Below are 17,490 nucleotides of genomic sequence, written 5' to 3'. Positions count from 1 at the left end.
GATCCGACTGCGAACGCAACAGAACAAGAGGTAAGAACCGTGGCTCTCCCTCCCCTCACCCCCGAGCAGCGGGCGGACGCCCTCAAGAAGGCCGCTGAGGCCCGTCGTGAGCGAGCGGCGATCAAGGCCCGCCTGAAGGACAGCGCCGGCCGTCGCGGCGAAGAGATCTCGAAGGTCCTCAAGGAGGCCGAGTCCAACGAGGTCATCGGCCGCCTGCGCGTCTCCGCCCTGCTGGAGGCCCTCCCGGGCGTCGGCAAGGTCAAGGCGCAGCAGATCATGGAGGAGATCGGCATCTCCCCATCCCGCAAGATCCGCGGCCTCGGCTCCCACCAGGCGGAGAAGCTCGTCGCGCACTTCTCCGAGTGACCTGCGCTCCGGGGGCCGGCCCCCGCGCGGTGCCGGCCCCGGTGACGGTCCTGGCAGGGCCCACCGCGGTGGGCAAGGGAACCGTCTCGGCCGCCATCCGCGCCCGCTATCCCCAGATCTGGCTCTCGGTCTCCGCCACCACCCGGCCTCCGCGGCCCGGTGAGAGGGACGGCGTCCACTACCGGTTCCTGAGCGAGGACGAGTTCACCGAGCTGGTGGAGTCCGGCCAGATGCTGGAATGGGCCGTGGTGCACGGCCGCCACCGCTACGGCACCCCCCGCGGGCCCGTCGAGCAGGCCGTCGCCGAGGGCCGTCCCGTCCTCCTGGAGATCGACCTCGCCGGTGCCCGGCAGATCCGCGAGACCCTGCCGGACTCCCGATTCGTGTTCCTGGCCCCACCGGACTGGGACACCCTCGTGCAGCGCCTCGTCGGCCGCGGCACCGAGAGCGAGGAGGAACGGGAGCGCCGTCTGGCCACCGCCCGGATCGAGCTCGCCGCCGAGGGGGAGTTCGACGTCACCGTCGTCAACGACACGGTGGACCGCGCCTCCGCCCAGCTGGCGGCGCTGATGGGCGTGGGCGACCTCACCTGACCCCTCCGCACAGCTCCTGGCCCCCTCGCGCCCCGGCGCGTATCCTGGAGTGTCGCACCCACCACTACGAAGGGACTTCCGTGGCTGGAACCGTCGCCCACCCCGAAGGCATCACGAACCCGCCGATCGACGGCCTGCTGGAGACCGTCGATTCCAAGTACGCCCTGGTCCTGTACGCCTCTCAGCGTGCCCGCCAGATCAACGCCTACTACTCGCAGCTCTCCGAGGGCCTGCTGGAGTTCGTAGGACCGCTGGTGGACGTCCACAACCAGGAGAAGTCGCTCTCCATCGCCCTGCGCGAGATCGACGAGGGCCTGCTCACCGTGCGTGAGGTCGACGAGGCCGAGGTGGCCGCCGCGCAGGCGGCCCAGGAGGACGGCCCCGCCCCCCTGGTGCTCGGTGACGACGCCCCCGAGGTCCCGCCCTCGGACTTCACCTTCTGATCCTCGCGAATCCAGCGATCCCATGAACAGCCTCGCCGGTGCCCGCGTCCTGGTGGGCGTGGGCGGCGGCATCGCCGCCTACAAGACCGCGCACCTGGTGCGCGGTCTTGTCGGTGAGGGAGCCGATGTCCAGGTCATCCCCACCGCCTCCTCCCTCCAGTTCGTGGGCACCGCCACCTGGGAGGCGCTCAGCCACCACGAGGTGCTCACCAGCGTGTTCGAGCGCGTCGAGGAGGTCGCTCACGTCCGGGTCGGCCAGCAGGCCGACCTGGTGGTGATCGCCCCCGCCACCGCGGACCTGCTCGCTCGCCTGCGCATGGGACGCGGCGACGACCTGCTGACCGCCTCCCTGCTGGTGACCCGGGCACCGGTGGTGGTCGCCCCGGCGATGCACACAGAGATGTGGGAGCACCCCGCCACCGTGGAGAACGTGGCGGTGCTGCGCGAGCGCGGTCTGGTCGTGCTGGAGCCCGCCGTGGGTCGCCTCACCGGACCGGACTCCGGCCCCGGTCGCCTGCCCGAGCCCGCCGCCATCCTGGACGCGGCGCGCGCGGCCATCGCCGCCCCGCGCACCGCCCTGGGTGCCGTGCACCGCGACCTGGAGGGCCGCCGCCTGCTGATCAGCGCCGGCGGCACAAGGGAGGAGCTGGACCCGGTCCGGTTCCTGGCCAACCACTCCTCGGGCCGTCAGGGCTGGGCCCTCGCACACGCCGCCCTGGTGCGCGGTGCGCGCGTCACCCTGGCGGCGGCGAACGTGCAGCTCGAGGACCCGCCGGGCGTCGACCGGCGGGTCCTCGCGCTGCACGTTCGCCGCCGCCGAGCTCGCCTCGCTGATCGCCGAGCAGCGGGAGCACGTCGATGCCGGGGTGATGGCGGCCGCCGTGGCCGACTTCACCGCCGCGGAGCGCTCCGCCGACAAGATCAAGAAGAGCGAGGACCCCGCCGAGCAGGACGCCCCAGCGATCGCCCTGCGGCGCACCGAGGACATCCTGCGCAGCACGGTCACCTGGCGCGGCGAGGAGCCCCGCCCGGGGATCGTCGGGTTCGCCGCCGAGACCGGAGGCGCAGGTCACAGTGCCCTGGAGCTCGCCGCGCAGAAGGCCCGCCGCAAGGGCGCCGACCTGCTGGTGTTCAACGACGTCACCACCGGCGTGTTCGGCTCGGCGGACAACTCCGTGATGATCCTCGACTCCGAGGGCCGGCAGGTCGCCCGCTCCGAGGGCAGCAAGACGCAGGTCGCCCACGCCGTGCTCGATGAGCTCGTGCGTCGGCTCCCGGCCGTACCCTAGAGGCCATGACCTCCAGCGAGCTGCGCACCTTCACGTCCGAATCGGTCACCGAGGGCCACCCCGACAAGATCTGCGACCAGATCTCCGATTCCATCCTCGACGACATGCTGTCCCAGGACCGGGACGCCCGGGTCGCCGTGGAGACCATGGTCACCACGGGCCTGGTGCACGTCGCCGGGGAGGTGCGCACCCGCGGGTACAGCGATGTCGCGCGCATCGTGCGCGACGTGATCCGGGACATCGGCTACGACTCCTCCGAGAAGGGCTTCGACGCCGACTCCTGCGGCATCGAGGTGTCGATCGGCTCCCAGTCCGGCGACATCTCCGCCGGCGTGGAGACCTCCTTCGAGTCCCGCGGCGGCAGCTCCGAGGAGTACGCCCGGCTCGGTGCCGGGGACCAGGGCCTCATGTTCGGCTACGCGTGCGACGACACCCCCGAGCTGATGCCGCTTCCGATCCACGCCGCCCACACGCTGACCCGCAACCTCTCGCGCGCTCGGCGCGACGGCGTGCTGCCCTATCTGCGCCCGGACGGCAAGACCCAGGTCACCATCGGCTACGACGAGGACGACATCGCCCGCAGCGTGGAGGCCGTGGTGGTCTCCAGCCAGCACGCCGAGGAGATCGACCTCGACACCCAGCTGGCCCCGGCCCTGCGCAAGGTGGTCATCGCTCCCGTGCTCGAGGAGCTGGGTGAGCTCGGCCTGGACGTCTCCGACGTCACCTGCCACATCAACCCCTCGGGTCGCTTCGTGATCGGCGGACCCAAGGGTGACGCCGGTCTCACGGGCCGCAAGATCATCGTGGACACCTACGGCGGCATGGCCCGCCACGGCGGCGGCGCCTTCTCCGGCAAGGACCCCTCGAAGGTGGATCGCTCCGGTGCCTACGCGATGCGCTGGGTGGCCAAGAACATCGTCGCCGCGGGTCTCGCCAAGCGCTGCGAGGTCCAGGTCGCCTACGCGATCGGGGTGGCCGAGCCGATGGGCCTGTACGTGCAGACCTTCGGCACCGGTGTGCGACCGGACCACCAGATCGCCGCTGCCGTGCGCCGGGTGTTCGACCTGCGCCCGGCGGCCCTGATCGACGCCCTGGACCTGCTGCGCCCCATCTACCGCCTCACCTCGACAGGCGGGCACTTCGGCCGGGAGCTGCCGGAGTTCACCTGGGAGCGCACCGATCGGGCCGGGGAGCTGGAGCAGGCACTGTGACCGGGCCGAGGCCCGCGGGCTCCCTCGACCCCGAGATCGCTGCGCGGCTCACGAGGGATCGGGCCGGTCTGATCACCGCCGTGGTGCAGGACGCCACCGACCACCGCGTGCTGATGGTGGGCTGGATGGACGACGAGGCCCTGCACCGCACTCTGACCACCGGACGGGCCACCTACTGGTCCCGCTCCCGCGGGGAGTACTGGCGCAAGGGCGACACCAGCGGCCACGTCCAGTGGGTGCGCTCGGTCTCCCTCGACTGCGACGGCGACACCCTGCTGGTCCAGGTGGACCAGGTGGGCGCGGCCTGCCACCGCGGCACGCACACCTGCTTCGACGGCAACGACCTGCCCGCCCACGTCCTTCCCCTCTCGGAGCGCACCCCATGAGCACCACCCCCGCGTCCGCGCCCGTCCCCGACGCCCAGGCCTATCCCGAGCTGGTGCGTGGCCGGGAGGGCCATCTGCTGGGCCGCGTCCAACCGGACCGCGAGACCTTCCGCTCCCTGGCCGCCCAGCAGCGCATCGTGCCGGTCACCGTGCGCCTGCTGGCCGACGAGGACACCCCTGTCTCCCTCTACCGCCGCCTCACCGCCGGGACGGACGGCCGCGGCACCTTCCTGCTGGAGTCCGCAGGCCAGGCCGCCGCTGCCGAGGACTCCCGGTGGTCGATCATCGGCTCCCGCGCCCGCGCGGTGCTCACCGAGCAGGACGGCACCGCCCGGTGGATCGGGGACGCCCCGGTGGGCCTGGATGTGGGCACCACCCCGGTGGAGGCGCTGCGCGAGGTCGCGGCCGCCTTCCGGGCCGCCCGGGATCCCCAGCTGCCGCCCTTCACGGGGGGCCTGGTGGGATTCGTGGCCTACGACGCCGTGCGCTACTGGGAGAAGCTCGAGGGCTCCGCTCCCGACGAGATCGGACTGCCGGACCTCTCCCTGCTGCTCGCCCAGGACGTCGCCGTGCACGATGCCCGCGACAGCACCGTGCTGCTGGTGGCGAACGCGCTGAACCTCAACGGCACCCCCGACGGTGTGGACGCTGCCTACGACGACGCCCTCGAACGGCTGGAGGCGATGCGCTCGGCGCTGCGCCGGCCGCTGGACTCCGCCGCCACGGTCTACGAGACCGTCAGCGACATCGAGCCCAAGGCCCGCACCGCGCAGCTCGAGTACGAGGCCGCTGTGCGCGAGGCCGTCCAGGACATCATCGACGGCGAGATCTTCCAGGTGGTGCCCTCGAAGCGCTTCTCGTTGCCGGTGGCCGCGCACCCGTTGGACGTGTACCGGGTGCTGCGGCGGATGAACCCCAGCCCCTACATGTACCTGCTGCGCACCACCGACGCCGACGGCGAGCCGATCGATGTGGTCGGCGCGAGCCCGGAGTCCCTGGTGACCGTGCGCGGGGGCACCGCCACCACGCACCCGATCGCCGGCTCGCGCCCCCGCGGTGCGGACCCGGCCGAGGACCAGCACCTGGCCGAGCAGCTGCTGGCCGACCCCAAGGAGCGCTCCGAGCATCTGATGCTGGTCGACCTGGCCCGCAACGACCTGCAGAAGTTCTGCGACCCGGGCTCGGTGGTGGTGCGGAACTTCATGCACATCCAGCGCTACTCCCACATCCAGCACATCGTCTCCACCGTCACCGGTCGCATCCGCGAGGGTGCCACCGCCTACGACGCCCTGCGCGCCACCTTCCCGGCGGGCACACTCTCCGGAGCGCCCAAGCCCTCCGCGCTGCGGATCATCGACCGGCTCGAACCGGTGCGGCGCGGCATCTACGGCGGCACCGTCGGGTACATCGACTTCGCGGGCGACATGGACATGGCGATCGCGATCCGCACCGCCGTGCTCAAGGACGGCACCGCCCACGTGCAGTCCGGCGGGGGAGTGGTCGCCGACTCCGACCCCACCATGGAGCACCGCGAGAGCCAGTCCAAGGCCGCCGCCGCACTGCGCGCGGTGGCCTCCGCCGAGACCCTGCGGCCCGCATGAGCGGCGCCCCCGGCAGGACCCGTCTGACCCGACCCCTGGTGGTGCTGGTCGGGCTGGCCGCCTCCCTCGCACTGGCCGGCACCACGGCCCTGGAATGGATCCGCGCCACCGCCCCGGACCTCACCGGCACCGTGATCGACGTGTCGGTGACCGGTCAGGAAGCAGCGCCCGGCGTGCTCGCCCTGGCCCTGGTGGGCGTTGCGGCCTCCGTGGCCAGCGCGCTCTCCTCGCGCTGGCTGCGCTGGGTGACCGGGTCGGTGCTGCTGGCCGCCGGGGCCGGGGCCGCCGTGCTGGCGCTCGGCACCTCCCTGGACCCGGAGGCCGCATCCAGGGCCGGGGTCGCCCGGGCCACCGGGGTGCTCGGTGGGGAGGTCCACGCCACCGCAGGCAGCTGGCCGCTGCTGGCGCTGGTGCCGGCCGTGCTGGTGGCCGCGGCCGGGGTTGCCGTGCTGACGGTGGGAGGTCGCTGGAGCAGCGGCAGCCGGTACCGCAGCGCGGCGGTCAAGGCACCGACCGGTCCTGCGGCACTGCCGCAGGAGGATCCGGCCGCCGCTTGGGACGCGCTCACCCGTGGCGAGGACCCCACCGCGGGCGACGACGAGCCTTCGCGCCCCGACGTGGCAGAATGAGACCGACCCTGCCCTGACCCGGAGAAGGACCATGCCGAAGACTTACGCCGTGCCGCCGCCCCCGCCCCTCAACGAGGGCAAGACCGTGGCCGCCTGGACCCTCAACATGGGGGTGGTCCTGGGCGCCGTCCTGGTGGCCTTCGGGATGGTGCGGAGCCAGCCCACGCTCTGGATCGCCGGTATCGTGGTGATCCTCCTGGCCATCGTCGTGGGAGTCGGCCTGTCCTTCGTCGGGCTGGGCCAGAAGTCCACTAAGACCGAGGACCGGTGACCACCGCGGTGCGGACCGACCGCCCCCGGAGGGGGCCCGTCGGTGCCGCCCGCGGACCGCGCCGTGCCGTGCTGCCCGCGGCTCTCGTCCTGGGCGGTATCGGCACCGCACTGATCGTGCAGATGGTCTTCGACCCTTTCCGCACCGACATCCCCCTGTGCGTGGTGTACCACCTCACCGGCCTGCACTGCCCCGGCTGCGGTGCGATCCGCTCCGTGCACGCCCTGCTGGACGGGGACCTGGCCCTCGCCCTGCGCAACAACGCGCTGATCATCGGGGCTCTGCCCCTGCTCGCCCTCGTGCTGGTCCGATGGGCGCTGCGACGGATGCGGGGGCTGTCCACACCGGGGCCCTCCACGTGGATGCTCGTCACCTGCGTGGCGCTGGAAGTCCTCTTCGCGGTGGCGCGCAGCCTGCCGGCGGTCTGGTTCCTGGCCCCCGTCTCGTTCGTCGGCGCCTGAGCCCGCCCGGCCCGCCCCGATCCCTGAGGAGCCTCTCCGTGACCCGTACCGGAACCGTTCTCGACGACATCATCGTGGGAGTCCGCGAGGACCTTGAGCAGCGCCGCCGCACCGTCGGCAGCGCCGAGCTCGAGAGCCTCGTGCGCGAGAGGGGGCCGGCGCTGGATGCCGCTGCGTCGCTGCGAGGCGACGGCTCCACCCTGGGTCTGATCGCCGAGGTGAAGAGGGCCAGCCCGTCGAAGGGCGCGCTCGCCAGCATTCCCGCCCCGGCGGAGCTCGCCGCGATCTACGAGGCCGGCGGTGCCGGGGCGATCAGTGTGCTCACCGAGCAGCGCCGCTTCCGAGGCTCCCTCGCGGATCTCGACGCCGTGCGCGCCCGGGTGGACGTGCCACTGCTGCGCAAGGACTTCGTGGTCGACCCGTACCAGATCCTCGAGGCCCGAGCCCACGGGGCGGACCTGATCCTGCTGATCGTCGCTGCCCTGGACGACGCCCAGCTGCGTGACCTGAACGCCCTGACCGCCGAGCTGGGGATGCAGGCCCTGGTCGAGACGCACACCGCCGCCGAGCTGGAACGTGCGCTCGCGATCGATCCCGCCATCGTCGGGGTCAACGCACGCGATCTGAAGACCCTCGACGTGGACCTCGCCCGCGCCGCCGCCCTGCTCGGGCAGATTCCCCCGCAGATCCTGGCGATCGGCGAGTCCGCCGTCGCCGACGTGGCGGACGTCGAGGCCTACGCCCGCGCCGGAGCCGATGCCGTGCTGGTGGGCGAGGCCCTGGTGACCTCGGGCGAGACCCTCTCCACTGTCCAGACCTTCCGCGACGTCGCGCGCCGCGGCCGCCCCGCCCCCGAAGGAGGCACCCAGTGACCGTGCCCGACCTGTCCCGCCCCAGCGGTGACCTGCGCTCCCAGACCGGCCCCTACTTCGGCAGCTTCGGAGGGCGGTTCCTGCCCGAGGCCCTGGTTCCTGCTCTGGACGAGCTGTCCGAGGTGTACGAGAAGGCGGTCGTGGACCCGGAGTTCATCGCCGAGCTGCAGCGTCTGGCCGAGGAGTACACAGGCCGGCCGTCCCTGCTCAGCGAGGCCCCCCGCTTCTCGAAGCTCGCCGGGGGCGCGCGCATCCTGCTCAAGCGTGAGGACCTCAACCACACCGGCTCCCACAAGATCAACAACGTCCTGGGCCAGGCACTGCTCACCGTGCGCATGGGCAAGAAGCGAGTGATCGCGGAGACCGGCGCCGGCCAGCACGGCGTGGCCACCGCCACCGCCGCCGCCCTGTTCGGACTTGAGTGCACGATCTACATGGGGGAGGAGGACACCCGCCGTCAGGCGCTCAACGTGGCCCGCATGCGCCTGCTCGGTGCCGAGGTGGTCCCCGTCACCCACGGGTCGCGCACCCTCAAGGACGCCATCAACGAGGCCTTCCGCGACTGGGTCACCAACGTGGAGTCCTCCAACTACATCTTCGGCACCGTGGCGGGCCCCCACCCGTTCCCCACCCTGGTGCGGGACCTGCAGCGCATCATCGGCGAGGAGGCGCGCGCCCAGGTGCTCGACCGCACCGGTCGGCTCCCCGACGCGGTGGTGGCCTGCGTGGGCGGCGGCTCCAACGCGATGGGCATCTTCCACGCCTTCCTCGACGACACCGAGGAGGGCGGCACCGTGCGGCTGATCGGCTGCGAGGCCGCCGGCGACGGTGCGGACACGCCCCGGCACGCCGCCACCGTGAACCGCGGCACCCCCGGCGTGCTCCACGGCGCCCGCTCGTTCGTGCTGCAGGACGAGGACGGCCAGACCATCGAGTCGCACTCGATCTCCGCCGGCCTCGACTACCCGGGCATCGGCCCCGAGCATGCGTGGCTGGCCGAGATCGGCCGCGCCGAGTACGTGCCCATCAGCGACGCCGAGGCCATGGACGCCTTCGCGCTGCTGTCGATGACAGAGGGGATCATGCCCGCGATCGAGTCCGCCCATGCCCTGGCCGGGGCCCTCCGCCTCGGCAAGGAGCTGGGGGAGGGGGCCGTGATCCTGGTGAACGTCTCCGGGCGCGGCGACAAGGACGTCCACACCGCCTCGGAGTGGTTCGGGCTGCTCGACGGCGATCCCGCCGATGGCAGCGACGACGGCACGGAGCCGGCAGGCGCCGACGCCACCGGCACCGACGGGGCCCCCCGCCACGGCCGGGCCGACCTCGCGCCGCTGCTGGAGCTGGCGCGCACCACGATGGACGCCGCGACCGCGGGCACCGAGGAGGACGCATGAGCGAGCGACTGCGAGCAGCACAGGTCCTGGACCGCACCCGCGCCGAGGACCGCGCCGCCCTGATCGGCTACCTCCCGGTGGGGTACGCCGACCTGGCCGGCTCGATCGACGCCGCCCGCACCCTGATCGACCACGGTGCCGACATGATCGAACTGGGCCTGCCCTACTCCGACCCGGTCATGGACGGGCCCGTGATCCAGCGCGCCGCCACCTCCGCCCTCGCCGGCGGCATCCGCAACCGCGACGTGATCACGGCGGTGGAGCAGCTCTCCGGCCGCGGAGCGGCCATCCTGGTGATGAGCTACTGGAACCCGGTCCTGGCCTACGGCGTGGACCCCTTCGCGCGCGACCTCGCCGCCGCCGGTGGGGCGGGCCTGATCACCCCCGACCTGATCCCCGACGAGGCCGGCGAATGGCTGGAGGCCTCCGAGGCCCACGGGCTGGACAGGGTGTTCCTGGTGGCGCCCAGCTCCCCGCCGGACCGCCTCCAGCACGTGGTCGCGCACACCACCGGCTTCGTCTACGCGGCCAGCACCATGGGGGTCACCGGCACCCGTGCCTCCGTCTCCGCCGCCACCGAGGGCCTGGTCGAGCGCACCCGCGCGGCCGGTGCCGCGAACGTGTGCGTCGGCCTCGGGGTCTCCACCGGCGCCCAGGCCGCAGAGGTGGGCGCCTACGCCGACGGCGTGATCGTGGGCTCCGCCTTCGTGCGCACCCTGCTGCAGGCCCAGGACGAGGGCTGCGGCGGGGACCTCCGTGCCCTGGCGGACGTCGCCGACGACCTCCGTTCCGGCGTCGAACGCGCGCGTCGCGCCCCCGGCGGTGCGCGCGCATGACCCTCGCCCTGATCCCCAGCCCCCCGGTCTCCGCCTTCTCGCTGGGACCATTGACGCTGCACCTGTACGCGGTGTGCATCCTGGCCGGGATCGCGGTGGCCCAGTGGTGGGCCACCAAGCGCTGGGAGAAGCGCGGCGGCTCCGGCGACGATCTGTTCGACATCGTGTTCGTCGCCGTGTTCGCCGGGATCATCGGCGCCCGCGTCTGGCACGTGCTGACCTCCCCCGCCCCCTTCTTCGGTCCCGGGGGTGACCCGGTCTCCGCCCTGTACATCTGGCAGGGCGGACTGGCGATCTACGGCGCCGTCGCGGGCGGGGCGCTGGCCGTGTACGTCATGTCCCGCATCAAGGGCGTCTCCTTCGCCGCCCTGGCGGACACCATCGCCCCGACCCTGATGGCCGCCCAGGCCATCGGGAGGCTGGGCAACTGGTTCAACCAGGAGCTGTACGGCCCGCCCACGGACCTGCCCTGGGGATGGGACGTCACCTGCCTGACCAACGGCACCCGCATCGGCGGCTGCGAGCCCGGCACCTACCACCCCACCTTCCTGTACGAGCAGCTGTGGCTGCTGGCCGGGATGGCTGTGCTGCTGTTCCTGTCCTATCGCTTCCAGCTCGCCGGCGGTCGCGTGTTCTGGGCCTACGTGGCGATCTACTCCACGGGCCGCGCCTGGATCGACTCGATCCGCAGTGAGCCCGTGCTGATGGTGGGCCCCCTGCGCATCCACACCCTGGTGGCGATCGTGATGGCCGTGGTGGCGATCGCCGTGTTCGTGCACCTCACCAGGCGCAGGCATCAGCGCGGGGGAGAAGTGGTCTCGGCGGACGGCTCCTACGACTGGCCGGATCCCGCCGTCGCCGGTGCAGGCCACCGCCGCGGGGGCACCGCATCGGGACCGGCTCCGGGAACGAGCACCGAGCAGGCCGGCGAGGGCGGCGAGCAGCCGGAGCCGACGCCCCGGCGGCGATGATCGCCGTGACCTTCCTGTGACACGGGTGTCCGCATCCCGGAAGCCTGTGCGCGCCTCGATGGCCCGCGCGCATATCCTCTCCCGGTTCCCCACACCCCAGGAGGGATGCGCATGCGACCACTGTCCGCCCGCTTCTCGGCGGTCCCTCCGGCACAGGGGCTGTACCGTCCCCAGGACGAGAAGGACGCCTGCGGCGCCGCCCTGGTCGCCACCCTGCGCGGCACCGCCGGGCACGACATCGTCGCCCTGGCGCTGACCGCACTGGAGAACCTCGACCACCGCGGGGCGGTCGGTGCCGAGGAGACCACGGGTGACGGGGCCGGCATCCTCACCCTGATGCCCGACCGCTTCCTGCGGGCGGTGCTGGACGTCGAGCTGCCCGCTGCCGGGGCCTACGCGGCCGGCTGCCTGTACCTCTCCCGCGATCAGGGCGAGCGCGAGGCCCAGCTGCGGTCCGTGGAGCAGATCGCAGCATCCGAGGGGCTCACGGTGCTGGCCCGCCGTGAGGTCCCCGTCGTCACCGGGCTGGTGGGGCCCTCGGCGGAGCGCACCCGCCCTCACATCGAGCAGCTGGTCCTGGTGGATGCGGAGGCCCGCCGCAGCGGACTGGCGCTCGAGCGGGCCGCCTTCGCGGTGCGCCGCCGCGTGGAGCACGGGACCGACGCCTACTTCCCCTCGCTGTCCACCCGCACCATGGTCTACAAGGGGATGCTCACCACCGCCCAGCTGGAGGCGTTCTACCCGGACCTGGGCGACGACCGGTTCGAGAGCGAGCTGGCGATCGTCCACTCCCGCTTCTCCACCAACACCTTCCCGTCCTGGCCGCTGGCCCAGCCGTTCCGGATGCTCGCCCACAACGGCGAGATCAACACCGTGGTGGGCAACCGCAACCGCCTGCGGGCCGCGGAGGGACGCATGGCCACCGACGCCTTCGGCGAGGACTTCGAGCGCCTGCTCCCGGTGAACACGCCCGGGGCCTCCGACTCCGCCAGCCTCGACGAGGCCCTCGAGCTGCTCCAGCTGTCCGGCCGCTCCCTGCCTCACGCCCTCATGATGCTGGTCCCGCAACCGTGGGAGAACGACCCGGCCATGGACGCGGACCTGCGCGCCTTCTACGAGTACCACGCCTGCCTCCAGGAGCCGTGGGACGGCCCCGCCGCGCTGCTGGCCACCGACGGCACCCTGGCCTGCGCCACCCTGGACCGCAACGGGCTGCGACCGCTGCGCTGGTGGCTCGGCGAGGACGGCCTGGTGGTGCTGGGCTCCGAGGCGGGGATGATCCCGATGGAGCCCGAGCAGGTGGCCGCCCGCGGCCGTGTGGCGCCCGGTGACATGTTCTGCCTGGACCTGGTGCAGCGACGCATCGTCCCGGCCCAGGAGGTGCGCGACTCCGTCGTGGGCCAGCAGCCGTGGGGACGCTGGCTGTCCGAGCAGAAGGTCCACGTGGACCAGCTGCCCCAGCGGGAGCACGTCGCGCACTCCCCGGCCTCCGTCACCCGCAGGCAGCAGACCTTCGGCTACACCGAGGAGGAGCTGCGGATCCTGATCGCGCCGATGGCCGCCAAGGGTGTGGAGCCGATCGGCGCCATGGGCACCGACACCCCGATCGCGGTGCTCTCGGATCGCCCTCGCCTGCTGTTCGACTACTTCACGCAGCAGTTCGCCCAGGTCACCAACCCTCCGCTGGACTCGATCCGGGAGGAGATCGTCACCAGCCTGCGGGTGAGCATCGGGGAGTCCCGCAACCTGCTGGACGCCACCCCGGCCCACGCCCGGCAGCTCGCCCTGGACTTCCCGATCATCGACAACGACCAGCTGGCCCGCATCCTCGCCGTCTCGGCCTCGCCCCGCACCGCGGACCTGCACGCGGTGCGGCTCAAGGGCCTGTACCCGGTGGACGAGGGAGCGCAGGGACTGGAGCGGCGACTGGCCGAGATCTGCCAGGAGGCAACGGACGCGATCGACGAGGGCGCCACCTTCCTGGTGCTGTCCGACCGCGACTCCAACGCCCGCCTCGCACCCATCCCCAGCCTGCTGCTCACCAGCGCCGTCCAGCACCACCTGATCCGCACCGGGCGACGCACCCGTGCCGCGCTGCTGGTCGAGGCGGGTGACGTGCGCGAGGTGCACCATGCCGCCCTGCTGATCGGGTACGGGGCCAGCGCTGTGAACCCGTACCTGGCGATGGAGAGCGCCGAGGACCTGGTGCGGCGCGACGTCGTCGGCGGGGTCAGCGGACCCGAGGCCGTCGCCAACCTGATCACGGCCCTCGGCAAGGGTGTGCTGAAGATCATGTCCAAGATGGGCATCTCCACGGTGGCCTCCTACCGCGGGGCGCAGCTGTTCGAGGCCGTGGGGCTGTCCGCCCAGCTAATCGAGGAGTACTTCCCTGGCACCACCAGCCGCATCGACGGCATCGGCCTGGACGTCATCGCCGAGGAGAACGCCGCCCGGCACCGCCGTGCGCACCCCGAGGAGGGCACCCGCCCCCCGCACCGCCGCCTCGAGGTGGGAGGGGAGTACCAGTGGCGGCGGGAGGGGGAGCCGCACCTTTTCACGCCGGAGACGGTCTTCCGCCTCCAGCACTCCACGCGCACCCGGCAGTACGAGGAGTTCCGCCGCTACACCGACCTGGTGGACGACCGCTCCGAGCACCTGATGACGCTGCGCGGGCTGCTTCGCCTGCGCACCGACGCCGTCTCGGCGGTGCCCCTGGACGAGGTGGAGCCCGTCCACTCGATCGTTCGGCGCTTCATGACCGGGGCCATGAGCTACGGGTCCATCTCCCAGGAGGCCCACGAGACCCTGGCGGTGGCGATGAACCGCTTGGGCGGCATGTCCAACTCCGGGGAGGGCGGGGAGGATCCCGAGCGCCTCCACGACCCCGAGCGCTCCAGCGCCATCAAGCAGATCGCCTCCGGGCGCTTCGGCGTGACCAGCGAGTACCTCACCTTCGCGCGCGACATCCAGATCAAGATGGCCCAGGGCGCCAAGCCCGGTGAGGGCGGCCAGCTGCCCGGCCCCAAGGTGTACCCGTGGATCGCCCGTACCCGGCACTCCACGCCCGGCATCGGCCTCATCTCCCCGCCGCCGCACCACGACATCTACTCGATCGAGGACCTCGCCCAGCTGATCCACGACGCCAAGTGCGCGAACCCCGCTGCCCGCATCCACGTCAAGCTGGTCTCCCGCTTCGGGGTGGGGACCGTCGCCACCGGGGTCTCCAAGGCCCACGCCGACGTGGTGCTGATCTCCGGGCACGACGGAGGCACCGGCGCCAGCCCGCTGAACTCCCTCAAGCACGCCGGCACCCCCTGGGAGCTGGGCCTGGCCGAGGCGCAGCAGACCCTGCTGCTGAACGGCCTGCGCGACCGCATCACCGTGCAGGTGGACGGACAGATGAAGACGGGCCGCGACGTGGTCGTGGCAGCGCTGCTGGGTGCGGAGGAGTTCGGCTTCGCCACCGCCCCGCTGGTGGTCTCGGGCTGCATCATGATGCGGGTGTGCCACCTGGACACCTGTCCCGTGGGCGTGGCCACGCAGAACCCGGAGCTGCGGGAGCGGTACACCGGCACCCCGGAGTTCGTGATCACCTTCTTCGAGTTCATCGCCGAGCAGGTGCGCGAGCACCTGGCGTACCTGGGACTGCGCTCGATCGACGAGGCCGTGGGACGCATCGACCTGCTGGACGTGGACGACGCCCTGCGCCACTACAAGCAGCAGGGCCTCGACCTCTCGCCCGTGCTGGCGGCCCCGCGGATCCACGAGGGCGACCACGTGCGCCGACGCCGCGCCCAGCAGCACGGACTGGAGACCGCTGCCGACCGTCCCTGGATCCAGCAGGCCGCTCCGGCCCTGGACCGGGGGGAGCCCGTCGTCATCCGCGACACCGTCCGCAACACGCAGCGCACCGTCGGCACCCTGCTGGGCCATGAGGTGACCCGGCGGTACCGGGGTGCCGGTCTGCCCGACGACACCATCCGGCTCGAGCTGGAGGGAACCGGAGGCCAGTCCTTCGGGGCGTTCCTGCCGGCGGGCGTGAGCATCGAGCTGCGCGGGGACGCCAACGACTACGTCGGCAAGGGGCTCTCCGGAGGCGTGATCGCCGTGGGACTCGGCCCGGATGCCTCGCCGGGGCCCATGACCATCGCGGGCAACACCTGCGCCTACGGCGCCACCAGCGGGCGGATGTTCCTGGCCGGTGAGGCGGGGGAGAGGTTCGGGGTGCGCAACTCCGGGGCCACCCTGGTGGTGGAGGGCATCGGCGACCACGGCTGCGAGTACATGACCGGTGGTGCGGTGCTGGTGCTGGGCACCACCGGGCGCAACCTCGGTGCCGGGATGAGCGGCGGCACCCTGTTCGTCCTGGACCTCGACCCCGCCCGCCTGAACCCGTCCGACGCCGCGACCTTCGAGATCACGCCGCTGCGCGAGGAGCACCGCGGCTTCGTGCTGGAGGCCCTGCGCGAGCACGCCCGCCGCACCGGATCCGTGCTGGCCGCGGCCCTGCTGGAGGCCCCGGAGGAGACCCTCGCGCGGATCACGCAGATCGCACCGCGCGAGTTCCTCCGGGTGACCGCCCTGCGCGACCGTGCGGTCGAGGACGGCATCGACCCCGACTCCCACGAGGTGTGGAACACGATCCTGGAGGGCTCCCATGGCTGATCCGCGCGGCTTCCTCAAGCACCGCGACCGCGAACTGCCCCCGCGCCGGCCCGTGCCGGTGCGGCTGATGGACTGGCGCGAGGTCTACGAGATCCGGGAGAAGGAGGGGCCCGAGGGCCTGAGCCGGGTCTCCCGGCAGGCGGGCCGCTGCATGGACTGCGGCATCCCCTTCTGCCACCAGGGCTGCCCGCTGGGCAACCTGATCCCGGAGTGGAACGAGCTGGTGTACCGGGACGACTGGCGCGAGGCCGCCGAGCGCCTCCACGCCACCAACAACTTCCCCGAGTTCACCGGGCGAGCCTGCCCCGCCCCCTGCGAGTCCAGCTGCGTGCTCGGCATCAACCAACCCCCGGTGACGATCAAGAACATCGAGGTCTCCATCATCGACCGGGCCTTCGAGGAGGGATGGGTGCAGCCCGTGGAGCCCACCCGCCAGACGGGCCGCGCCGTCGCCGTGGTGGGCTCCGGGCCCGCGGGCCTGGCCGCCGCGCAGCAGCTCACCCGCGCCGGGCACACCGTGGTGGTGCTGGAGAAGGACGACCGCATCGGCGGACTGCTCCGCTACGGCATCCCCGAGTTCAAGCTCGAGAAGCGCCACGTGGATCGGCGGCTTCAGCAAATGCGTGCCGAGGGGACCCGCTTCCGCACCGGTGTCGAGGTGGGGGCAGACGGCCCGGACGCTCTGTCCGTGCAGGAGCTGCGCTCCCGCTTCGACGCGGTGGTGCTCGCGATCGGTGCCCAGACCCCCCGGGACCTCCCGGTCGAGGGTCGTGAGGCCACCGGCATCCACCCGGCCATGGAGTACCTCACCCAGGCCAATCGGGCCGTGGAGGGCGACTGGGTGGCCGACCCGATCTCCGCCGAAGGCAAGGACGTGGTGATCATCGGCGGTGGCGACACCGGTGCGGACTGCCTGGGCACCGCGCTGCGCCAGGGTGCCCGTTCCGTGACCACCTGGCGATCGGCCAGCAGCCCCCGGCCGAGCGCGATGCCGGGCACCCCTGGCCCACCCACCCCTGCTGTTCGAGGTCAGCAGCGCCCACGAGGAGGGCGGGGACCGATCGTTCCTGGCCTCGACCACCGGGTTCGTGGCCGATGCCGAGGGAGCGGTGCGGGGGATCCGGGTGGCTCGCACCCGCATCCAGGACGGCCGCCGGGTGCCCACCCCGGGCACCGAGCACGAGCTGCCGGCCCAGCTGGTGCTGATCGCGATGGGCTTCACCGGCCCCGGCGGCGAGGCGCTGACCGAGGCGCTCGGGGTGACCCGGCACCGCCGCGGCACCATCGAGCACGCCGCGACCTGGGAGACCAGTGCGCCCGGCGTGTTCACCGCGGGAGACTGCGCCCGCGGGCAGAGCCTCATCGTGTGGGCCATCGCGGAGGGACGCGCGGCCGCCGCCGCGGTCGACGCGCACCTGATGGGCAGCAGTGCGCTCCCGGTCCCGGTACATCCGTCGGCCTCGCCCATTACACTGTGAACGGATCCCGGTGATGCGACCCCC

General features: G+C 72.5%; 14 protein-coding genes and 2 pseudogenes. All 16 read left to right on the top strand.

The window, feature by feature from the left end:
• The first annotated feature begins 39 nt into the window (after positions 1-39).
• The 16 genes and pseudogenes from mihF to IOE58_RS10135 all read left to right on the top strand — a co-directional run bounded on the left by mihF (position 40) and on the right by IOE58_RS10135 (position 17,466).
• Positions 40-366 carry an integration host factor, actinobacterial type gene (gene mihF / locus IOE58_RS10210; protein WP_193866282.1) on the top strand — a complete coding sequence of 109 codons (327 nt, stop codon included), beginning with the start codon at positions 40-42 and terminating at the stop codon, positions 364-366.
• The gene (gmk, locus tag IOE58_RS10205) at positions 363-959 is read left to right on the top strand and encodes a guanylate kinase (protein ID WP_193866281.1); all 597 of its coding nucleotides are present in this window, start codon (positions 363-365) and stop codon (positions 957-959) included. Before mihF ends, gmk begins: the two co-directional genes overlap by 4 nt.
• A gap of 80 nt (positions 960-1,039) precedes the next feature.
• Entirely contained in the window at positions 1,040-1,402 is a 363-nt protein-coding gene (gene rpoZ, locus IOE58_RS10200) for a DNA-directed RNA polymerase subunit omega (RefSeq protein ID WP_193866280.1), read from the top strand.
• Between the two features lie 22 nt (positions 1,403-1,424).
• Positions 1,425-2,691 (top strand): annotated as a pseudogene (coaBC, locus tag IOE58_RS10195) (bifunctional phosphopantothenoylcysteine decarboxylase/phosphopantothenate--cysteine ligase CoaBC).
• A 5-nt stretch (positions 2,692-2,696) separates the two neighbouring features.
• Positions 2,697-3,902 carry a methionine adenosyltransferase gene (gene metK / locus IOE58_RS10190; RefSeq protein ID WP_193866279.1) on the top strand — a complete coding sequence of 402 codons (1,206 nt, stop codon included), beginning with the start codon at positions 2,697-2,699 and terminating at the stop codon, positions 3,900-3,902.
• A complete protein-coding gene (gene hisI / locus IOE58_RS10185) occupies positions 3,899-4,288 on the top strand; it encodes a phosphoribosyl-AMP cyclohydrolase (protein WP_193866278.1) in 390 nt (129 codons plus the stop codon). Before metK ends, hisI begins: the two co-directional genes overlap by 4 nt.
• A complete protein-coding gene (locus IOE58_RS10180; protein ID WP_193866277.1) occupies positions 4,285-5,889 on the top strand; it encodes an anthranilate synthase component I in 1,605 nt (534 codons plus the stop codon). The genes hisI and IOE58_RS10180 overlap by 4 nt, the downstream gene beginning before the upstream one ends.
• Positions 5,886-6,518 carry a Trp biosynthesis-associated membrane protein gene (locus tag IOE58_RS10175; protein WP_228019637.1) on the top strand — a complete coding sequence of 211 codons (633 nt, stop codon included), beginning with the start codon at positions 5,886-5,888 and terminating at the stop codon, positions 6,516-6,518. Before IOE58_RS10180 ends, IOE58_RS10175 begins: the two co-directional genes overlap by 4 nt.
• Positions 6,519-6,549: 31 nt before the next feature.
• On the top strand, positions 6,550-6,789 hold the full coding sequence (locus IOE58_RS10170) for an HGxxPAAW family protein (protein WP_193866276.1): 240 nt from the start codon (positions 6,550-6,552) through the stop codon (positions 6,787-6,789).
• Positions 6,786-7,250, top strand: a complete 465-nt coding sequence (locus IOE58_RS10165; protein ID WP_193866275.1) for a DUF2752 domain-containing protein — start codon at positions 6,786-6,788, stop codon at positions 7,248-7,250. The genes IOE58_RS10170 and IOE58_RS10165 overlap by 4 nt, the downstream gene beginning before the upstream one ends.
• A 38-nt stretch (positions 7,251-7,288) precedes the next feature.
• Positions 7,289-8,122, top strand: coding sequence for an indole-3-glycerol phosphate synthase TrpC (trpC, locus tag IOE58_RS10160; protein ID WP_193866274.1), 834 nt, complete (start codon positions 7,289-7,291; stop codon positions 8,120-8,122).
• A complete protein-coding gene (gene trpB / locus IOE58_RS10155; RefSeq protein ID WP_259890874.1) occupies positions 8,119-9,516 on the top strand; it encodes a tryptophan synthase subunit beta in 1,398 nt (465 codons plus the stop codon). Before trpC ends, trpB begins: the two co-directional genes overlap by 4 nt.
• Positions 9,513-10,352 carry a tryptophan synthase subunit alpha gene (gene trpA, locus IOE58_RS10150; protein ID WP_193866273.1) on the top strand — a complete coding sequence of 280 codons (840 nt, stop codon included), beginning with the start codon at positions 9,513-9,515 and terminating at the stop codon, positions 10,350-10,352. The genes trpB and trpA overlap by 4 nt, the downstream gene beginning before the upstream one ends.
• Positions 10,349-11,323: a prolipoprotein diacylglyceryl transferase gene (lgt, locus tag IOE58_RS10145; RefSeq protein WP_228019634.1), complete on the top strand. Its 975-nt coding sequence runs from the start codon at positions 10,349-10,351 to the stop codon at positions 11,321-11,323. Before trpA ends, lgt begins: the two co-directional genes overlap by 4 nt.
• Before the next feature lie 111 nt (positions 11,324-11,434).
• The gene (gene gltB / locus IOE58_RS10140) at positions 11,435-15,988 is read left to right on the top strand and encodes a glutamate synthase large subunit (RefSeq protein WP_193866272.1); all 4,554 of its coding nucleotides are present in this window, start codon (positions 11,435-11,437) and stop codon (positions 15,986-15,988) included.
• Positions 15,981-17,466 (top strand): annotated as a pseudogene (locus tag IOE58_RS10135) (glutamate synthase subunit beta). The gene gltB and the pseudogene IOE58_RS10135 overlap by 8 nt, the downstream one beginning before the upstream one ends.
• The last annotated feature ends 24 nt before the right edge of the window (positions 17,467-17,490 follow it).

The sequence above is a fragment of the Brachybacterium epidermidis genome, from assembly GCF_015209585.1.
In the GTDB taxonomy this organism is placed as follows: domain Bacteria; phylum Actinomycetota; class Actinomycetes; order Actinomycetales; family Dermabacteraceae; genus Brachybacterium; species Brachybacterium epidermidis.
The sequence above is the reverse complement of the archived record's forward strand: the minus strand, read 5'-3'. Positions and strand labels throughout refer to the sequence as shown.